Annotated in this window: 13 protein-coding genes; 2 read left to right on the top strand and 11 right to left on the bottom strand. The window is 63.8% G+C overall.

The genetic code is table 11. The features are described 5' to 3' along the window. Nucleotides 1–18: 18 nt before the first annotated feature. The 11 genes from ABEA18_RS12225 to ABEA18_RS12175 all read right to left on the bottom strand — a co-directional run bounded on the left by ABEA18_RS12225 (nt 19) and on the right by ABEA18_RS12175 (nt 13,429). Complete coding sequence (locus tag ABEA18_RS12225; protein WP_345449678.1) at nt 19–1,203, bottom strand: Gfo/Idh/MocA family protein; 1,185 nt, start codon at nt 1,201–1,203, stop codon at nt 19–21. An 11-nt stretch (nt 1,204–1,214) separates the two neighbouring features. Next, on the bottom strand, nt 1,215–2,936 hold the full coding sequence (locus tag ABEA18_RS12220) for a DUF4091 domain-containing protein (protein ID WP_345449677.1): 1,722 nt from the start codon (nt 2,934–2,936) through the stop codon (nt 1,215–1,217). Between the two features lie 64 nt (nt 2,937–3,000). Continuing rightward, complete coding sequence (locus ABEA18_RS12215; RefSeq protein WP_345449676.1) at nt 3,001–3,975, bottom strand: carbohydrate ABC transporter permease; 975 nt, start codon at nt 3,973–3,975, stop codon at nt 3,001–3,003. Then, nucleotides 3,968–4,918 (bottom strand): carbohydrate ABC transporter permease, encoded by a 951-nt coding sequence (locus ABEA18_RS12210; RefSeq protein ID WP_345449675.1) that lies wholly within the window; start codon nt 4,916–4,918, stop codon nt 3,968–3,970. Before ABEA18_RS12210 ends, ABEA18_RS12215 begins: the two co-directional genes overlap by 8 nt. Further along, nucleotides 4,915–6,237: an extracellular solute-binding protein gene (locus ABEA18_RS12205; protein WP_345449674.1), complete on the bottom strand. Its 1,323-nt coding sequence runs from the start codon at nt 6,235–6,237 to the stop codon at nt 4,915–4,917. Before ABEA18_RS12205 ends, ABEA18_RS12210 begins: the two co-directional genes overlap by 4 nt. A gap of 302 nt (nt 6,238–6,539) precedes the next feature. After that, nucleotides 6,540–7,544 carry a LacI family DNA-binding transcriptional regulator gene (locus ABEA18_RS12200; RefSeq protein ID WP_345449673.1) on the bottom strand — a complete coding sequence of 335 codons (1,005 nt, stop codon included), beginning with the start codon at nt 7,542–7,544 and terminating at the stop codon, nt 6,540–6,542. An 82-nt stretch (nt 7,545–7,626) separates the two neighbouring features. Continuing rightward, the gene (locus tag ABEA18_RS12195; RefSeq protein WP_345449672.1) at nt 7,627–8,244 is read right to left on the bottom strand and encodes a DUF5666 domain-containing protein; all 618 of its coding nucleotides are present in this window, start codon (nt 8,242–8,244) and stop codon (nt 7,627–7,629) included. Nucleotides 8,245–8,487: 243 nt separating this feature from the next. Beyond that, complete coding sequence (gatB, locus tag ABEA18_RS12190) at nt 8,488–9,996, bottom strand: Asp-tRNA(Asn)/Glu-tRNA(Gln) amidotransferase subunit GatB (protein ID WP_234750787.1); 1,509 nt, start codon at nt 9,994–9,996, stop codon at nt 8,488–8,490. Then, the gene (gene gatA / locus ABEA18_RS12185; protein ID WP_345449671.1) at nt 9,996–11,567 is read right to left on the bottom strand and encodes an Asp-tRNA(Asn)/Glu-tRNA(Gln) amidotransferase subunit GatA; all 1,572 of its coding nucleotides are present in this window, start codon (nt 11,565–11,567) and stop codon (nt 9,996–9,998) included. Before gatA ends, gatB begins: the two co-directional genes overlap by 1 nt. Nucleotides 11,568–11,571: 4 nt before the next feature. Beyond that, nucleotides 11,572–11,868 (bottom strand): Asp-tRNA(Asn)/Glu-tRNA(Gln) amidotransferase subunit GatC, encoded by a 297-nt coding sequence (gene gatC / locus ABEA18_RS12180; protein WP_078105822.1) that lies wholly within the window; start codon nt 11,866–11,868, stop codon nt 11,572–11,574. 136 nt (nt 11,869–12,004) lie between these two features. Next, nucleotides 12,005–13,429 (bottom strand): CitMHS family transporter, encoded by a 1,425-nt coding sequence (locus tag ABEA18_RS12175; protein ID WP_345449670.1) that lies wholly within the window; start codon nt 13,427–13,429, stop codon nt 12,005–12,007. 226 nt (nt 13,430–13,655) lie between these two features. On the opposite strand from ABEA18_RS12175, the gene ABEA18_RS12170 reads away from it, so the two are divergent. Together ABEA18_RS12170 and ABEA18_RS12165 are read left to right on the top strand one after the other, a co-directional pair. Beyond that, nucleotides 13,656–15,473 (top strand): sensor histidine kinase, encoded by a 1,818-nt coding sequence (locus ABEA18_RS12170; RefSeq protein WP_345449669.1) that lies wholly within the window; start codon nt 13,656–13,658, stop codon nt 15,471–15,473. After that, complete coding sequence (locus ABEA18_RS12165) at nt 15,470–16,144, top strand: response regulator (RefSeq protein WP_284751375.1); 675 nt, start codon at nt 15,470–15,472, stop codon at nt 16,142–16,144. The genes ABEA18_RS12170 and ABEA18_RS12165 overlap by 4 nt, the downstream gene beginning before the upstream one ends. The last annotated feature ends 20 nt before the right edge of the window (nt 16,145–16,164 follow it).

Below are 16,164 nucleotides of genomic sequence, written 5' to 3'. Positions count from 1 at the left end.
AGTTGGGGGCACGCGACGCTAGCGTTCCCGTACCCGGGCCGGCTGGCCCGCGTTGAAGTACTCCACGAGCTCTTCGGGCAGGGCCGGAACCAGCTTCGCGCAAGCGTCGCCGCGGAGGGACTCTGTGGCGAGCACGCCCGCCGCTACGGCCTCCCGGGCCGCGATCGGCGAAGTCGCGGTGGTTCCGCCATCCCTGGCGAAGCGCAGGAACTCAGCGATCAGCAAGGGGTCAGCGCCGCCATGGCCGCCTTCACCGTCACGGATCTCCACCTTCTGGTCGGGCTCGGCGAAACCGGAGGTTGTCCGGGTGGTCCAGACATAGATCTGGTCGCCGGCTCCGTCACCGAAGTTCTCGATCCTGCCCTTGGTGCCGATCACCGTGTAGTTCCGCCAATAGTCCGGGGTGAAATGGCACTGCTGGTACGAGGCGAGTACGCCGTTGTCCAGGACCATGTTCATCATCGAGATGTCCTCGACGTCGATCGTCTCGGCGAGGTCCGTCTGTTCGGTGGGGGGCCAATTGTCCACGGAGAACCAATCACCCATCCGGCGTGCCGTGTTGTCGCGGCGGGAACCGACGTCCCCGTAGACGGCCAGTTCTCCGATCGCCTGCACCTTGGCACTGTACCCCCCGGCGAGCCAGTGGATGACGTCGATATCGTGTGCCCCCTTTTGCAGCAGCAGCCCAGTGGTGTTGGCACGCTGGGCATGCCAATCCTTGAAATAGTAGTCCCCGCCGTTTCCCACGAAGTGCCGGCACCAGACTGCCTTGACGTCACCGATGGTCCCGGCCTGGATGATGTCGCGCATCTGCACCACCACCGGCATGTGCCGCATGTTGTGGCCCACATAGAGTCGCGTTCCGGTGTCGAAGGCCGTCTGGAGGATAAGGTCGGCTGCCTCCAACGTGACATCAAGCGGTTTCTCGCAGAAAGTGGGGATGCCGGCTTTGAGCGTCCGGACAGCGACGGCGGCGTGCTGGTTGTCCGGCGTCAGGACCAGGACCGCGTCCAGGCCGGAGTCCAACAGGACGTCCAGGTCGTCGGTGACTACCGCCGTCGGGATCTTTTCTGCTGCGTCAGCCCTGCCGCGCTCGCCCAGGTCGCACACGGCCGTGACTTCCGAACCGTGGCCGGGCTTGTGTGCGTGGCGCCACAGCGACGACCGCAAGCCGAATCCGACGATGCCTACTTTGAGGTCCATAAGTACTCTTCCTAACTAGATAAGTTGATGCGCGGGCGTGTTTGACCCACCCGCTGCGCGATTCCCTGGTTGACCAGCTCGCGGACCCTTCGGTAATGAAGGGGGTCGTAACTGAAACTGTCCATGGCGAGGCTCCCGCCCGAGCCGTTCGTATCGATGAGCGCGAGTGCCTCCTCGCGACCGGCCAGCCTTGCCAGGAGCGAGAGTGCCCGGTGGTCCCACATGGCCTGGGCGAACACCTTGTAACGGATCGACTCCCACGGCACCCCATCCGGTCCCGGGTAGACCATGAAGGCGTCGCCGCCCGGAAACGCTCCTCCGGCACAGGTGTCCTTGAACGGGTCCACAGGCGCCAGCGAGTTGGCCGTGTTGTAGAAGTTGAATCCCCAATGCAGGAAGCCCGCGCATTCCAGGGCGAAGAGCTGGTGGCCCAACACCCGGTTTCGCACTGAAGGCATGGAAATGAACCGGTTGGCAACGCCGGTGTCCTGCGCGACGCAGTAATAGACCCACAGATCCTTCACGCCCGCCGCCAGGAACGGTGCCACGGCATCGCTCGCCACCACGGGATTCGGCACTACGCCGCTACTGTAGAACTCAAAGTCGCTCAGGGCGTCAACCACCGTCAGCCCGTCCAGGAGATCCGCGACAACGGCCTTTGCCTGTTGGTATCCCGCCAGGGCTTGCGCCCCCGCTGGTTCATCGGAAATGTGGAAAATGACCCGGTCAAGAGACCAGTGCTCTGCCAGGAAGGAACGCAGGGCAGGCAGCAGCCCGGCCATCAGCTCCCGGTAAGACGGAGACGTCGACGGCACGTCCCAGCCAAAGCGCCGCTCCATCCCGTGGGCAGTCTCGACATAGATCGCCGGCGTCGCCTTGGCCCCCCATTGCGTGAACAGGTGGGCAATTTCCAGGTACTGGATGCCATGTTTGGCACAAAGGTCCACCCATCGCAGCAGCTTGCTGAAATCAAAGCGGTAGCCGGAATCTTCGCGGATCCCGATCAGTTGGGTGGGCAGCCGGGTTCCCCCGACGACTGTGTCCAGCGGAGGAGTCCACGTGGGCGTCAGCAGCGAGTTGGCTCCCATCCTTGCCGCAGACCCGATGAAGGCATCGATGATCGACCAATGCTCTTCGCTGAAGACGCCGACGCCGTAATGGCTCGCCAAGCCGTCGCAGTGGAACCAGTGTGCGTTCACGATCTCCAGTTGCGGGGCTTGCGCGGGCACCACAGTGACGCCGATGTGGGTGCTGAAGAGCAGGCGGCCCTCCACGTCCCGTACCGAGATCCCGAGTTCGTGATCGCCCGCATTCTCCGCGGATGGCACCACGAAGTCGATCCATGCGGCCGTCCACTGACCGTAGAGGGGCTTGATCAGACCATCCGGGGTGGGTCGCAAAAGGTCGGGGTACAAACCGGGAGTGTCCCGGTCATAGCCACCGTCATGCTGCGGGAATGCCGCCAATGAACACGGCACCAGTTCAACCTGCGAAATGGTGGCAATTCCTGCCGCCGGACCATCGATTGCCACTTCCAACGCCCCTGACAGCCGAAAATCGTGTTTCATGGGCGGCCGGAGAGCCACCTGGATAGACGCAGTCTCGCCGGGGAAAACGGACACCGGGATGGTCCTGTCGAACGGCCGTGGTGGAACGTCCGGGTAGACCTTTTCCAAGGAGTCCACCAGCACGAACGACCAGCCGTCCGGCTGGACCGGGTTCTGTTCCGTCAAGGGCTGCGATCCTTTCCTACGTGGGTTTTCGCGTGGGTGTCTGCTTGGGTTTCGCCTTGGGTTTCTACTTGAGTCCGGAGCGGCCGATGCCTGCCATCACACGCTTCTGCATGAGCAGGAACATGATCAGGATTGGCGCCATGGCCATGAGCGATGCCGCCATGAGGATCGGGTAATTGTTGGCGTGCTCACCCTGGAGGTTCGATAGCCCGACGCTCAACGGTGCGGCGTTCGCCGTCGACGTCACCACCAAAGGCCACAAGAGGTCATTCCAGGACCACAGCACGGTAATGATGACCAGGGCCCACAAGCCGTTTGCCGCAAGGGGCAGCATGACCCGGAAGAAGACCTGGAAGGGATTGGCGCCGTCGAGCCGTGCCGCGTCTTCGAGTTCGTCCGGGAGCCCCATGAAGAACTGGCGCATCAGGAACAGGCCGAAAGCGCTGAAGATGCCCGGAGCCACGATGCCGGCAATGCTGTTCAGCCAACCCAGGTTCTGGATGATCTGGTACTGCGGGATCAGGAACAACTGGGACGGCACCATGATGATCGACAAGACTATGGCCAGGATGAGCCCTTTGAACCGGAACTGCATCCGCGCGAAGGCGTAGCCCGCCAAAGAGCAGAGGAGCACTTGGCCGATCACCCGGATCACGGTGATTGCCACCGTCACCCAGAGCTGTGAACCGAAATTCATGGAGGTGAAGACGTCCGCGAAGTTGTGCCATTGGACGACGGTGGGCCACAGGGTGGGTGGCGTGCTCTGGACTTCGGCATTTGTCGAAAGTGACATGACGATCTGGTACAGGAGCGGCGAGATCATGGCCAGCCCGCCAATGCTCAGTACACAGTGTGCCAGCACGTTGGAGCCTTGCTTGCCGCCTTTGGTGCCTTTGGTGCCTTTGGTGCCTTTGGTGCCGCGGATCTTGCCGTCGCGCCCGGCGGGTTCCGAGGGTTTGCCTCCAGCGTGAGATGGCCTTGCTGAAGCGATCTGTCGCGATTCGACACCGCTTTTTGTGGAGAGCATCGATTCAGACATAGTTGACCCACCTCTTCTGGATACGGAATTGGAAAGCGGTCAGAAGAGCGATGATGACCAGGATCAGGATGCCGATGGCTGCCGCATAGCCCTTGTCGTTCTGCAGGAAGGCCTGGTTGTAGAAGATGTACACGAGGCTTTGCGTCTGAGGCATGGCCAGGTTCGCTTTCCCCATCATCACGTACAGCAAATCGAACAGCTGGAAGCCGCTGATCACGGTGACGATCGTGACGAAGAAGATACTCGGTGTCAACAACGGAACGGTGATGCTGAAGAATTGGCGGACCCGGCTGGCCCCGTCCATTTCCGCGGCTTCGAAGAGTTCCCGCGGGATCTCGCGCAGTCCCGCGCTGATGATGATGAGGTTGAATCCCAGCGACATCCAAAGCCCCACGGTAGCCACGGCAAGGAGTGCAAACCCCGGCGTCGATGTCCAGTAAGGCCCCTGGATCCCGAACAAGCCCAGGAACCAGTTGATGGGACCGAAGTCACCGTTGTAGATCAGCCTCCACACGATCCCGACGGCGGCCGGCATGGTGATGTAGGGAATGAAGTACAGCGTCCGGTACAGGGCCGCAAAGCGCAGGCCGGGACGCTCGATCAGGGACGCAAGGATGACAGCGATGGGAATCCCCAGCAGGACGACGACCGTATAGATCAGCGTATTGAGAATTGACTGCGGAATAGTGGAATCCGCGAACATCCGCAAGTAATTGTCCAGGCCGATGAACTTGGTTCCGCCGAAGACACCCCACTTGGTGAAGCTGTAGTAGAACGTCTGGACGATCGGCCAAAGATAGAACACGCCGATGCCCGCAACAGTAGGCACCACGAACAACCATGGCCACCAGCCGTCCGACTTCGATTTTCCTCTGCGACGCTCCCCCGCTGGTACGGCGGCGCGATCGCTTTTGGACGCCGGCGTCAGGGTCTGGGCTTTCATGATTCTTTGGCCAGCGCGGCATTCATCTGGCTGGCAAGGTCCTTGGCGACGTCCGCAACCGGCTTGGTCCCGGCGAACGCCTGCGGCAGCAAGGTGTTCTCGAGTTCATTCCAGGCTGCCGTATTGGCCGACGCCGGATAGGGCGAGGCATCCTTGGCCAGGTCAAGGAAGACGCTGAGGTCAACGGAGGGAACAGACTTGACCCAGGCGTCCTGGGTGCCGTTGAAGGCCGGGATGACCGTTCCCGTTTCCGCCTGGATCTTGGCGGCATCCTGGGTTCCCAGGAAGGCGACGAACGCCTGCGCCGCGGCAGGGTTTTTCGCATTGGCGGGAATCACGTTGGCAAGTCCGTGGATCACGCTCTGGTTGGTCTTCGGACCCTTCGGGAGGCTGACAATGCCCAGATCGTCACCGAGGGCCTTTTGGGCCGGCCCGACGGTCCAGGAGCCGTCCATGGTCATAGCCAATTTCCTGGACGTGAACATGTCGCTCGAAGAGGTGTCCGTCAATTGCTGCATCGAAGGGGATACGCCGGATTCGATCAGGTCGCGCCAGAATTGAAGGCCGGCGATTGAGCCGGCGGAGTCGTATCCGGACTTCTTGCCGTCAGTGGAGATGACTGTCCCGCCCGCTTCGATCATCGTGTTGTAGTAGCTGGTCTGGCCGCCCGTGAGGTCGCCGGCATACCCGTAGATACCCTTGCCCTGGTAGAACTTGGAGAGCTTGGCGCCGGCGGATTTCACGTCGTCCCAGCTCCAGCTGGACGTCGGCTCCTGCACCCCGGCTTCCTTGAAAAGGGCCTTGTTGTAGAAGAGCGCGCTGGTATCGAAGTCCTTGGGGACCCCGAAGAACGCCCCGTTGACGGTGTACAGATCCACCAGCGCCTTGGGGTAGTTGGCCGTATCCACCGCCTTGCCGGACACCAGGCCATCCAGGGGCATGAGCTGGTTGTTTTGCGCGTAAAGCTTGATGTGCGGACCATTCATCCAGAAGACGTCCGGCAGGGTGTTGCTGCTTGCCTGGGTCTGGATCTTCGTCCAGTAGGCCGAACCCTTCGACGGCGTGACGTCGATGGTGACCCTGATATTCGGGTATTGCTTGTTGAATTCGTTGACGATCTTCTGCATCGCGGGCTTTTGTGCCGCGTCCCAGATGGCGTAGCTGAGCTCGGCGTTCAGGTCCTTTGCGGGAGCAGCGTAGGCGTCCTTGGCTGCGCTACCCCCGGCGGCACTGTTCCCGCCGCAGGCGGCGAGCGAAACGACGGCGGCACCGGCAGCCGCAAAGGAAAGGAATGACCTGCGGGTCACGTTGTGGTTCATAAGAATTCTCCGATGTCTTGGTCAGAAGACCGACGGTCCTTCGGGGGCGGGCCCGCATTCGGCGAACAGCCAACCCAACTGGTGTTGTGCAGTTGATCACACCATGTTAATCGTTTAAAAGCAAGATCTCAGATGATCTTTCCTTAACTTTTACGGGCAGAAAACGTCACCAAAGTGCATGAAGGGCAGGTTGCGCGATCATCGGGCACGTGCCTCGACGTACCGTAGGGATAGCCCCCGGCTCACGCCGAGGGCCTTCGGTTTCGCATTAGGGCCCCGGTTCACACCGTAGGCCTTGGGTTTCACACGGAGGGCGCTGAGTCCCTCACGATGAGCTTCCAGGGGAATTCCAGAATGCCGGCAGGCCCATCGGGATTCTCTGCCCGGTCGAGCAGGAATGCGGCCAAGCCATCGAAAAAGCCCTCGGGACCAACGGTGGTCAACGACGGCGTCATGCGCTCGCCTTCAGTGGTGTTGCCGATACCGAGCACTTCAACGTCTCCGGGAATGCGAAGTTGCAGCCGCTGGGCCGCATGGATGGCGGCTATCGCCGCGAAGTCCGTGGTCGCATAGATCGCGGTCGGCCGATCCGCCCGCTGCAGGAGCCGCAACGCTGCGTCGAACGCGCTGAGCCCGTCGCGGTCATACGTCTCGACGTAGTCGTCCCGGTAGTCCAAACCAGCCCTGGCCAGGCCGCGGGTGTAGGCGCCAAAGCGGATGTCGAGGGTGCTTGTCGAATGTGTCGAGGAGATCAGGCAACCCACCCGGTGGTGCCGCCCCGTGAGGTGATCCACCGCCTGGTCGCAAGACGAACCGGCCACGGGCCGTACGACGTCGAACCCTTCAGGTTCCATGGTGTCGCTGAAGACCACCAAGCGCTGCAGCCTCGCCGCCTGCGCCAGCAGTTCGGCATCCCCGGGTTCCTCGGCGCCGTCGATGAACGTCACGTCCGCGTTTTGGCGTTTGAGTGCCACCCGCCAGTCAGTGTCGGCCAGGATCATCGGCGTAATACCGCGCTGAGCCGCGGCCGTACCAACGGCACGGCTGACATCCAGTGCCCATGGATCCGAGATCATGGTCAGCGACAACATGAGCAGGTTCGTTCGGCCAGTGCGGATAGCCCTTGCCGATTGGTTTGGGCGGTATCCGAGAGCCAGGGCAGCCTCTTGAACCCGCAACACGGTAGCGGGGGCAACGCCGGACCCGCTCCTGCTGCCGTCTTTGCCGCTCCTACCTGAAAGCACGTAGGAAACAGTCGCCGTCGAAACCCCGGCTACCGCCGCCACGGACTTGATCGTGGGGCGCATTCGTCTCCTTCGTGGCTGAGCCGCCGGACCTCGGGCGTGGTGCGGCGGTAGTAGCATCATAGCCAGACGAACGGGCGCGGGTTCAGGAAGAGACGCTCCCGTAGCCCAGCCGCCGTCCGCCATCATTGGGCGCAGCAGGCAAGGTACCCCCGATAATGCGTGTGGCCGTGACCGTGGTGCCGCTCTTCGTACCGGAGACTGCCACGGTGTCGCCTGCCTTCAGGTCGGTGGCCTTGATGGTTTGAAGCGATGGACGGCGGCCTTGCGTGCCCGTTCCGGCAGCAGGGAACCTGACAATGGTGGTAGACGATGTGATCGCGTAGCTTTGCGTGAAGCCGTCGTCGCTCTTCACGGAAATGCTCGAATCGCTGACGGACTGCACGGTGCCACGCTGTGACACGAGGGTCGTGTAGCTGCCGTCCTTGTTCTTGACCGTGAACTCACCGTGCATCCCCGGGCCTGCGAAGCCACGGGGAAGCACCGGGAACGGCCGGGCCTTCCCGGGCGACGGGGTGGTGGGCGACGTAGCCCCGGGCGACGGGGAGGCAGGCGATGCCGTACTCGTCGGCGTCGCGCTCACTACGTAGGCGGGGATGATCTGGCCGGCAGCCCAGACTGCGGCTACACCACCGCCGGTCAACACGACGGCGATACCGCCCGCGATGAGGGTCTTGCGAAGCCCCGGAGTCATGGTGGACATGGCCGAATCCTTTCTCCGCTCCTCCCCGGGCCGGTAAGGGGCGGGCAGCAAAGAACTGATGACTCCATAATGACGCTTGAAGCTGTGTGAGGGCTGTGGATCCAGACACAACTGGACCCCACCGCCTCCCTCGCCTCGCAAGCTCGGCGAGGGAACCCTGGCGGTGTGGGCCCATGCAGTTGTTGTCGTTTTGAAGGCTCAGAACGACATTAACTGCGACCCAGTTGGGTGAGGCGCGGGTGGTCAGCCTTCGACGCCGAGCCTCTCCAGGATCAGCTCCTTGACACGGCCGGCGTCGGCCTGCCCACGGGTGGCCTTCATGACTCCGCCGACGATCGCACCGATGGCCTGAAGCTTGCCGCTGCGGATCTTCTCCGCGACGTCGGGCTGGGCCGCCAGTGCGGCGTCGATCGCTTCCAGCAGGGGGCCGTCGTCGGACACGACGGCGAGGCCGCGCTTCTCGACGATCTCCGCCGGGGTGCCCTCGCCGGCGAGGACGCCGTCGAGCACCTGGGAAGCCATCTTGTTGTTGATCTTGCCGCCCTCGACGAGCTTGTTGAGCTCCACGATGGTTTCCGGCGTGACACCGAGTTCGGAAGGATCGACGTCGGCCGTCTTGGCGCGTCCGACGATCTCGCCCATCCACCACTTGCGGGCCACGGAGGCGCTGGCACCGGCGGCGATGGTTTCCTCGATGGAGTCCATGACGCCGGCGTTCACGACGTCGCGGAACTCGAGGTCCGAATAGCCCCAGTCGGCCTGGAGCCGCTTGCGGCGGGCCGCGGGCGGCTCGGGCAGCGTGGCGCGCAGCTCTTCGACCCATTCGCGGGACGCCAGGACCGGAACGAGGTCCGGCTCCGGGAAGTAGCGGTAATCGTCGGCGTCGGACTTTGCGCGGCCCGACGTCGTCGTGCGCGTGTCCTCGTGCCAGTGGCGCGTTTCCTGGATGACCGGCTCACCGGAGTCCAAAACGGCGGCGTGGCGCTGGATTTCGTAACGGACGGCGTGCTCGACGGCGCGCAGCGAGTTCACGTTCTTCGTCTCGGAACGGATGCCGAAACGTTCGCGGCCGTGCGGGCGCAGCGAGACGTTCGCATCGCAACGGACGTTGCCGCGTTCCATCTTGGCGTCGGAAACGCCGAGGTTCTTGACGATTTCGCGCACTGCGGCAACGTAGGCCTTGGCGAGCTCGGGTGCCCGGCTGCCTGCGCCCTCGATCGGCTTGGTGACGATTTCCACGAGCGGAACACCGGAACGGTTGTAGTCCACCAACGAGTAGTCGGCACCCTGGATGCGGCCCGTGGCGCCACCCATGTGGGTCAGCTTGCCGGCGTCCTCTTCCATGTGTGCGCGTTCGATCTCTACGCGGAACACGGTGCCGTCCGAAAGTTCGATGTCCAGGTAGCCGTCGTACGCGATGGGTTCGTCGTACTGCGACGTCTGGAAGTTCTTCGGGGTGTCCGGGTAGAAATAGTTCTTCCGGGCGAAGCGGCAGTACTCGGCGATCTTGCAGTTCAGGGCAAGGCCGATCTTGATGGAGGACTCCACCGCCGTCTTGTTCACCACGGGCAGGACGCCGGGCATGCCGAGGTCCACCTCGTTGACGTTGGTGTTCGGCTCGTCGCCGAAGACGTTCGGGGCGGAGGAGAACATCTTGGTCTTGGTGTTGAGCTCCACGTGGACCTCGAAGCCAAGGACGGGATCATACTTCTCCATGGCCTCTTCGAAGCTGAGGATGGCGTCGGTAGACATCAGTTGGAACCTCCGGCGATGGTGGGGCTGGAATCGAGAACGGGGGCCCGCAGTACAGGGGCACGGTCCAGCAAGGGGCCGCCCCACTTCTCTTCGAGCAAGGATTCAAGGACAGCGCCCACGCGGTACAGGCGTGCGTCCTCGCGGGCAGGCGCCAGCAGCTGGATGCCTACGGGGAGGCCGTCCTCATCTGCCAGGCCGCCGGGCAGGGACAAGCCGGGGATACCGGCCATGTTCGCCGGGATCGTGGCGACGTCGTTGAGGTACATAGCCAGCGGATCGTCCAGCTTCTCCCCCAGCTTGAAGGCCGTGGTGGGAGCCGTCGGCGAAATCAGGACGTCGGCCTGCGCGAACGCGGCCTCGAAGTCACGCTGGATGAGCGTGCGGACCTTCTGCGCCGAGCCGTAGTACGCGTCGTAGTAGCCGGCGCTCAGGGCGTAGGTGCCCAGGATGATGCGGCGTTTGACCTCATCGCCGAAACCCGCGGCTCGGGTGGCTGCCATGACGCGTTCGATCGTCATGGGGCCTTCCTCGGGCAGGACACGCATGCCGTAGCGCACGCCGTCGAACTTGGCCAGGTTGCTGGAAACCTCGGACGGCATGATCAGGTAGTAGGCGCCCAGCGCGTACTTGAAGTTGGGGCAGGAAACCTCGACGATTTCCGCGCCGGCCTCCTTGAGCAGCTCAAGGGACTCGTTGAAGCGGTTCTCGACGCCGGCCTGGTAGCCCTCGCCGTGGAGTTCCTTGATGATGCCGATCTTCATGCCCGTGACGTTTCCCGTCTTGGCAGCGGCAACGAGCGTGTCGAAGGGGTCTGTCAGCGAGGTGGAGTCGAAGGGGTCGTGGCCGCCGATGACTTCCTGCAGCAGGGCCGAGTCCAGCACGGTCCGCGATACCGGGCCGATCTGGTCCAGCGACGACGCCATGGCAATCGCGCCGTAGCGGGAAACGGCACCGTAGGTGGGCTTCATGCCGACCGTGCCGGTGACAGCACCGGGCTGACGGATGGATCCGCCGGTGTCCGTGCCGAGGGCCAGCGGAGCTTCGAAAGCCGCGACGGCGGCCGCCGAGCCACCGCCCGAGCCGCCGGGAATGCGGTCCAGGTCCCACGGGTTGCGGGTGGGGCCGTAAGCCGAGTGTTCCGTGGAGGAACCCATGGCGAATTCGTCCAGGTTGGTCTTGCCCAGGATGGGCATCTTCGCAGCGCGCAGCTTCTTGATGACAGTCGCGTCGTACGGGCTGTGCCAGCCCTCGAGGATCTTGGAACCGGCCGTGGTGGGCTGGCCGATGGTGACGATGAGGTCCTTGACAGCGATGGGCACGCCGGCGAGTTCGTGCAGCGCTTCGGCCTCGGCACCGCCGGCGGCGCGGATCGCGTCCACCTCGGCGGCGACGGCGAGCGCCTCTTCAGCGTTGACGTGCAAGAACGCATTGACTTGCCCGTCAACGTCGGCAATGCGGTCCAGGTACGCCTGGGTGACCTCGACGGACGTGACCTCGCGCGCGGCCAGCTTTGCGGCCAGCTGAGCTGCGGACAGGCGGATGAGCTCGGAGTTGTTCAATTCAGTCATTCGCTTAGTCCTCATCCAGGATTGCCGGAACCTTGAAGCGGCCCTCGAAGGAATCCGGAGCCCCGGACAACGCCTGCTCTGCCGTGAAGGTGTGGCCTACGACGTCCTCACGGAACACGTTGCTCAACGGAATCGGGTGGGACGTAGCCGGGACATCGTCCCCGGCGGCTTCGCTGACGGACTTCACCGAATCCACGATGACGGCAAGCTCGCCGGCCATCCTGTCCAGCTCTTCGGCACTCATTTCAATGTGAGCCAGACGCGCAAGATGCGCGACGTCGTCACGGTTGATCGCAGCCATGGATCTCCCCTGCAAAGTTCAAATGGTTTTCCGGACTAGTCTACGTGGGTTGGACGACGAACAACGCGGGGTCACTTACGGCCCATCCGGAGGTCCCGAATGGGCCGTAAGTGACCCCGCGTTGCTGGTTGCTTTGTTACCCGATGCCGATGGCTCCCGTCAGCATGCCGACTGCGAGCATGACGACGGAGATGACCGCCGTGCGCCAGAGGACCTTCTTGTGGTGGTCTCCCAGTTCAACCTTCGCCAGGGACACCAGGAGCAGGATCGCCGGGACCAGGGGGCTCTGGAGGTGGAAGGGCTGGCCGGTGATGGAGGCGCGCGCCATTTCCGCGCCGCTGATGCCGTAGTGCGCGGCGGTTTCGCTCAGGACCGGCAGGACGCCGAAGTAGAAGGCGTCGTTGCTCATGAAGAACGTCATAGGGATGCTGAGCAGGCCGGTGATGACGGCCATGAACGGACCCATCTCGGCAGGGATGATGTGTACCAGCCACGCCGACATTTCCTTGACCATTCCGGTGCCGTTGAGGACACCCGTGAGGACGGCCGCCGCCATGACCATGCTGACCACGGCCACGATCGACGGCGCGTGGGCCACCAGCTGTGCGCCTTGTTCCTTGACCTTGGGGAAGTTCACCAGCAGGGCAATCGCGGAGCCCACCATGAAGACATACGGCAACGGCACAAGGTTGGCCACGAGCATCACCATGACAGCGACCGTCAGTCCGAGGTTGAACCAGAAGAGCTTCGGACGCAGGGTCTTGCGGTTGGGATCGAGTGCGGTGGCGGTCAAGCCGGTGTCGGCGAGGTCAACAAGGGTTTCAGTGCGTTCCAGGACCACGACGCCGGAGCCTCCGCCGGTGCCAGTGCCGTTACCGCCGCGGCGCGTGCCGCCGTCGAACATGTCACCGGCGTCGGCGACGTCGCCCCAGATCTCGGGAGCCGTGGCGCGGAGGCGGTTGCGTTCCTGCAGGCCCAAGAGCCAGGAGAACACGAAGACGACGACGAGTCCTGCGATGAGCGACGGGATCATCGGAACAAATACGTCGTTGACATCGACCTTGAGGGCGGTGGCCGCGCGGGCGGTTGGACCACCCCACGGCAGGATGTTCATGGTGCCGTTGGCCAGGCCGGCCACGCAGGTCAGGACCACGGGGCTCATCTTCAAACGGAGATAGACGGGCAGCATCGCCGCGGTTGTGAGGATGAAGGTGGTGGAACCGTCGCCGTCGAGCGATACTGCGGCGGCGAGGATGGCGGTGCCCAGGACCACTTTGGCGGGGTCGTTGCCCAGCTTGCGGAGGATGAACTTCACCAGTGGGTCGAACAGTCCGACGTCGATCATGAGTCCGAAGTACACGATCGCGAACATCAAGAGGGCAGCCGTGGAGGTCATGGACTTCATCGAATCCATGACCATCGGTCCAATGCCAAGACCGGCACCGGCAAACAATCCGAAGATGGTGGGAACGATGATCAGCGCCAGAACGGGCGTCAACTTCTTTGTCATGATCAGGACCATGAACACCGCAATCATTGCGAATCCAAGCAATACCAGCACAGCCGGCTCCTTACTACAGTGAACGGCATCACGTCGATGTGATGCGCGATACAGAACGTATAGTGGCGACGCTCACGGCAAGGCCTTTGTGGGATTTGATGGACATACTGCTGATTGAGAGCATTTTGCTCATTGTGCTCAATGCTTCAATGGAGAGGTAGACGTAGAAATACAGCGCCGCTGCTGCCCCGCTCCAGCCGGCCAATCCCCGCCGGAAGGAGGCAGCATGCCCAGGCTTGCCCTGCGGTTCTCGACGCAGACCCTGCTCCTGCAACTCGGCGTCGTCCTCTTAGTCGTGCTACTTAGTGGCACCGTGCACGCGTGGCTCGTCTATGGGCGCATCGGCACGGAGGCGGAGAACCAGGCGCTGACTTTGGCGCGCACCGTGGCCTCGGAGCCCGCGCTCCGCTCCCAGGTCGAAGCCATCAGCAAAGAGCCCGGAACCCCGCCCGCTACCGTTCTCGCGGCCGGACCTATCCAAGCTGCTGCCGAGGCTGCCAGGAGCCGCACCGGTGCTTTGTTCGTGGTGGTCACGGACGAGACCGGCCTGCGGCTGGCCCACCCGGACCGGGTCCGTCTCGGCGAACGGGTCAGCACGGACCCCTCGGATGCCCTCTCCGGGAAGGAAGTCACCACTCGGAACACCGGAACCTTGGGACCATCGGCGGGCGCCAAGGTCCCCGTCTTCGCTCCCGGTTCCGCAGCGACGGTGGTGGGCGAAGTCAGCGTCGGCTACTCTATGGAGTCTCTCGGCCAAAGCCTTGCCGAGGACATCGTCCCGATTGCCCTGACCGCGGCGGGCTCCCTAATGGCCGGCGTTCTCGCGTCCTTCCTCCTACGCCGACGTTTGCAACGCCTGACGCTGGGCCTCGAACCCGAAGAAATCAGCACTCTGGTGCATGACCAGGTCGCCGTGCTTCAAGGAGTGGACGACGGCGTGATCGGCATTTCCGCCGATGGCCGCATCACAGTCTTCAATGCCGCGGCGAGGCGGCTGCTCGGCATGCCGGAAGGCTCAGGAACTCCTGGCTCCCCCGCCACGGCCGGCTCGGCCCGGTCCGGCACCGACCTGGCGGGCACTGACTTGGCGGGCACTGACTGGGAAAGGGCCGCCGTCCCGGCGCAGCTAAAGGCCCTGACTCAACCCTCCGCACACGACGCCGAAGCAGTGGAAATCGTGGCGGGCGGCAGGGTCTTGGTTGCCAACGCCCGCAAGGCGCTGCACCGCAAGGAGGATCTCGGCTGGGTGGTCATGCTCAGGGACCGCACCGAGCTGCAGCAGCTGACACGCCAGCTCGACGCCGTAGGCACCATGTCCGCCGCACTGCGGGCCCAACGCCACGAATTCGCGAACCAGCTGCACACGATCGCCGGCTTCATGAGCATCGGCCAACACGGCCAGGCCAAGGACTACCTCGCCAGGATCTCCGCCACCGGCCCCCTGAAGTTTCCCGTGCAGCAAGCCGAGCTCCTCCAGGATCCTTACCTCCAGGCGTTCGTCGGGGCGAAAAGCGTGGAAGCGGACGAGCGAGGGGTGGCGTTGCGGATCGGCCCCGAGACCTTGGTGCGGGGGCACGTCACCGAGCCGCAGGACGTCACCACCGTGCTTGGCAACCTGATCGACAACGCCGTCAACGCCGCCGTCGCCGGCTCTTCGACGCAACGCTGGGTGGAGCTTGAGCTGCTCGACGAACCAGGGCCCGACGGCGGCACGCTGCACATCGTCGTCGCGGACTCCGGCGACGGCCTCGGCGGGGTCGAGCCCGAAAGGGTTTTCGTGGAAGGGTTCACGACGGCGGAACCCGCCGAGGGCGGTATCGCCAAGGCAAGTGGGCAAGGACTCGGGCTTGCGCTGGTCCGGCAACTCGCCCGTCGTCGCGGTGGCGATGTGCGCGTCTTGGACCCGGGCTCGCCCGGCGGCCCTGGCGCCGTCTTTATGGCCACGATGCCGGGCGTGACGGGCACGCCGCACAATGCCCTCCGGGCCGAACCACCCGCAGCTGAACGCTCCGCAGGCGCCGAACGCAGGGAAGGACACCAGTGAGCGAAGACTTCAGGGTGTTGATCGTGGATGATGATTTTCACGTCGCCAAGCTCCACGCCGCCTACGTGGACTCCGTGGCCGGTTTCCTGGCCCTGGCCCCCGTGGGATCGACGGCGCAGGCGCTGCAGTCCGTCCATAGCCTTCGGCCGGACCTCGTGTTGCTGGACGTTTATCTGCCGGACGGTTCGGGCCTGGATCTCCTGGGGCAGCTCGATGTGGATGCCATGATGCTGACCGCGGCTTCCGACGCCGTGTCGATCAGGACGGCCCTGCGCCGAGGGGCCTTGGCGTACCTCTTGAAACCGTTCACGGCTGAATCTCTGTCGCAGCAACTGCGTTCATATGCCAGATACCGGCGGATCCTCGGCCGCCAACATGCCGTGGACCAGGACACGATCGAACGGGCCAAGCGGGCGCTCGTCGCCGGTGACGTGGCGCCGTCGGGAAAGCCTCGTTCGGCGACCGAAGCGTCCGTGCTGGAATCCTTGGCACCGGGGGAACAATACTCGGCCACGGAAGTGGCCGAACGGGTGGGCGTCTCGCGCGCCACGGCGCAACGGTACCTGTCCTCGCTGGCAGATGATGGCGCCGTCGAGATCCAGCTGCGTTACGGCAGCACCGGCCGCCCCGAACACCGCTACGGCGTCCCCGCGCGAACTGGCAGCAAATGACCCTTCCCGCCGTTCTTGAG

The organism is Arthrobacter gyeryongensis, from assembly GCF_039543785.1.
Taxonomy (GTDB): Bacteria; Actinomycetota; Actinomycetes; order Actinomycetales; family Micrococcaceae; genus Arthrobacter; species Arthrobacter gyeryongensis.
Note: the sequence above shows the minus strand (reverse complement) of the source record. Positions and strands in the feature narration are given on the sequence as shown.

Bases quoted from the DNA above. Each gene is read 5' to 3' on its own strand.
- gatB (WP_234750787.1), bottom strand. From the start codon at position 9,996: ATGTCTACCGACGCCATCCTCAGCTTCGAAGAGGCCATGGAGAAGTAT.
- ABEA18_RS12210 (WP_345449675.1), bottom strand. From the start codon at position 4,918: ATGAAAGCCCAGACCCTGACGCCGGCGTCCAAAAGCGATCGCGCCGCC.
- ABEA18_RS12215 (WP_345449676.1), bottom strand. From the start codon at position 3,975: ATGTCTGAATCGATGCTCTCCACAAAAAGCGGTGTCGAATCGCGACAG.
- ABEA18_RS12205 (WP_345449674.1), bottom strand. From the start codon at position 6,237: ATGAACCACAACGTGACCCGCAGGTCATTCCTTTCCTTTGCGGCTGCC.
- gatA (WP_345449671.1), bottom strand. From the start codon at position 11,567: ATGACTGAATTGAACAACTCCGAGCTCATCCGCCTGTCCGCAGCTCAG.
- ABEA18_RS12170 (WP_345449669.1), top strand. From the start codon at position 13,656: ATGCCCAGGCTTGCCCTGCGGTTCTCGACGCAGACCCTGCTCCTGCAA.
- ABEA18_RS12195 (WP_345449672.1), bottom strand. From the start codon at position 8,244: ATGTCCACCATGACTCCGGGGCTTCGCAAGACCCTCATCGCGGGCGGT.
- ABEA18_RS12225 (WP_345449678.1), bottom strand. From the start codon at position 1,203: ATGGACCTCAAAGTAGGCATCGTCGGATTCGGCTTGCGGTCGTCGCTG.
- gatC (WP_078105822.1), bottom strand. From the start codon at position 11,868: ATGGCTGCGATCAACCGTGACGACGTCGCGCATCTTGCGCGTCTGGCT.
- ABEA18_RS12200 (WP_345449673.1), bottom strand. From the start codon at position 7,544: ATGCGCCCCACGATCAAGTCCGTGGCGGCGGTAGCCGGGGTTTCGACG.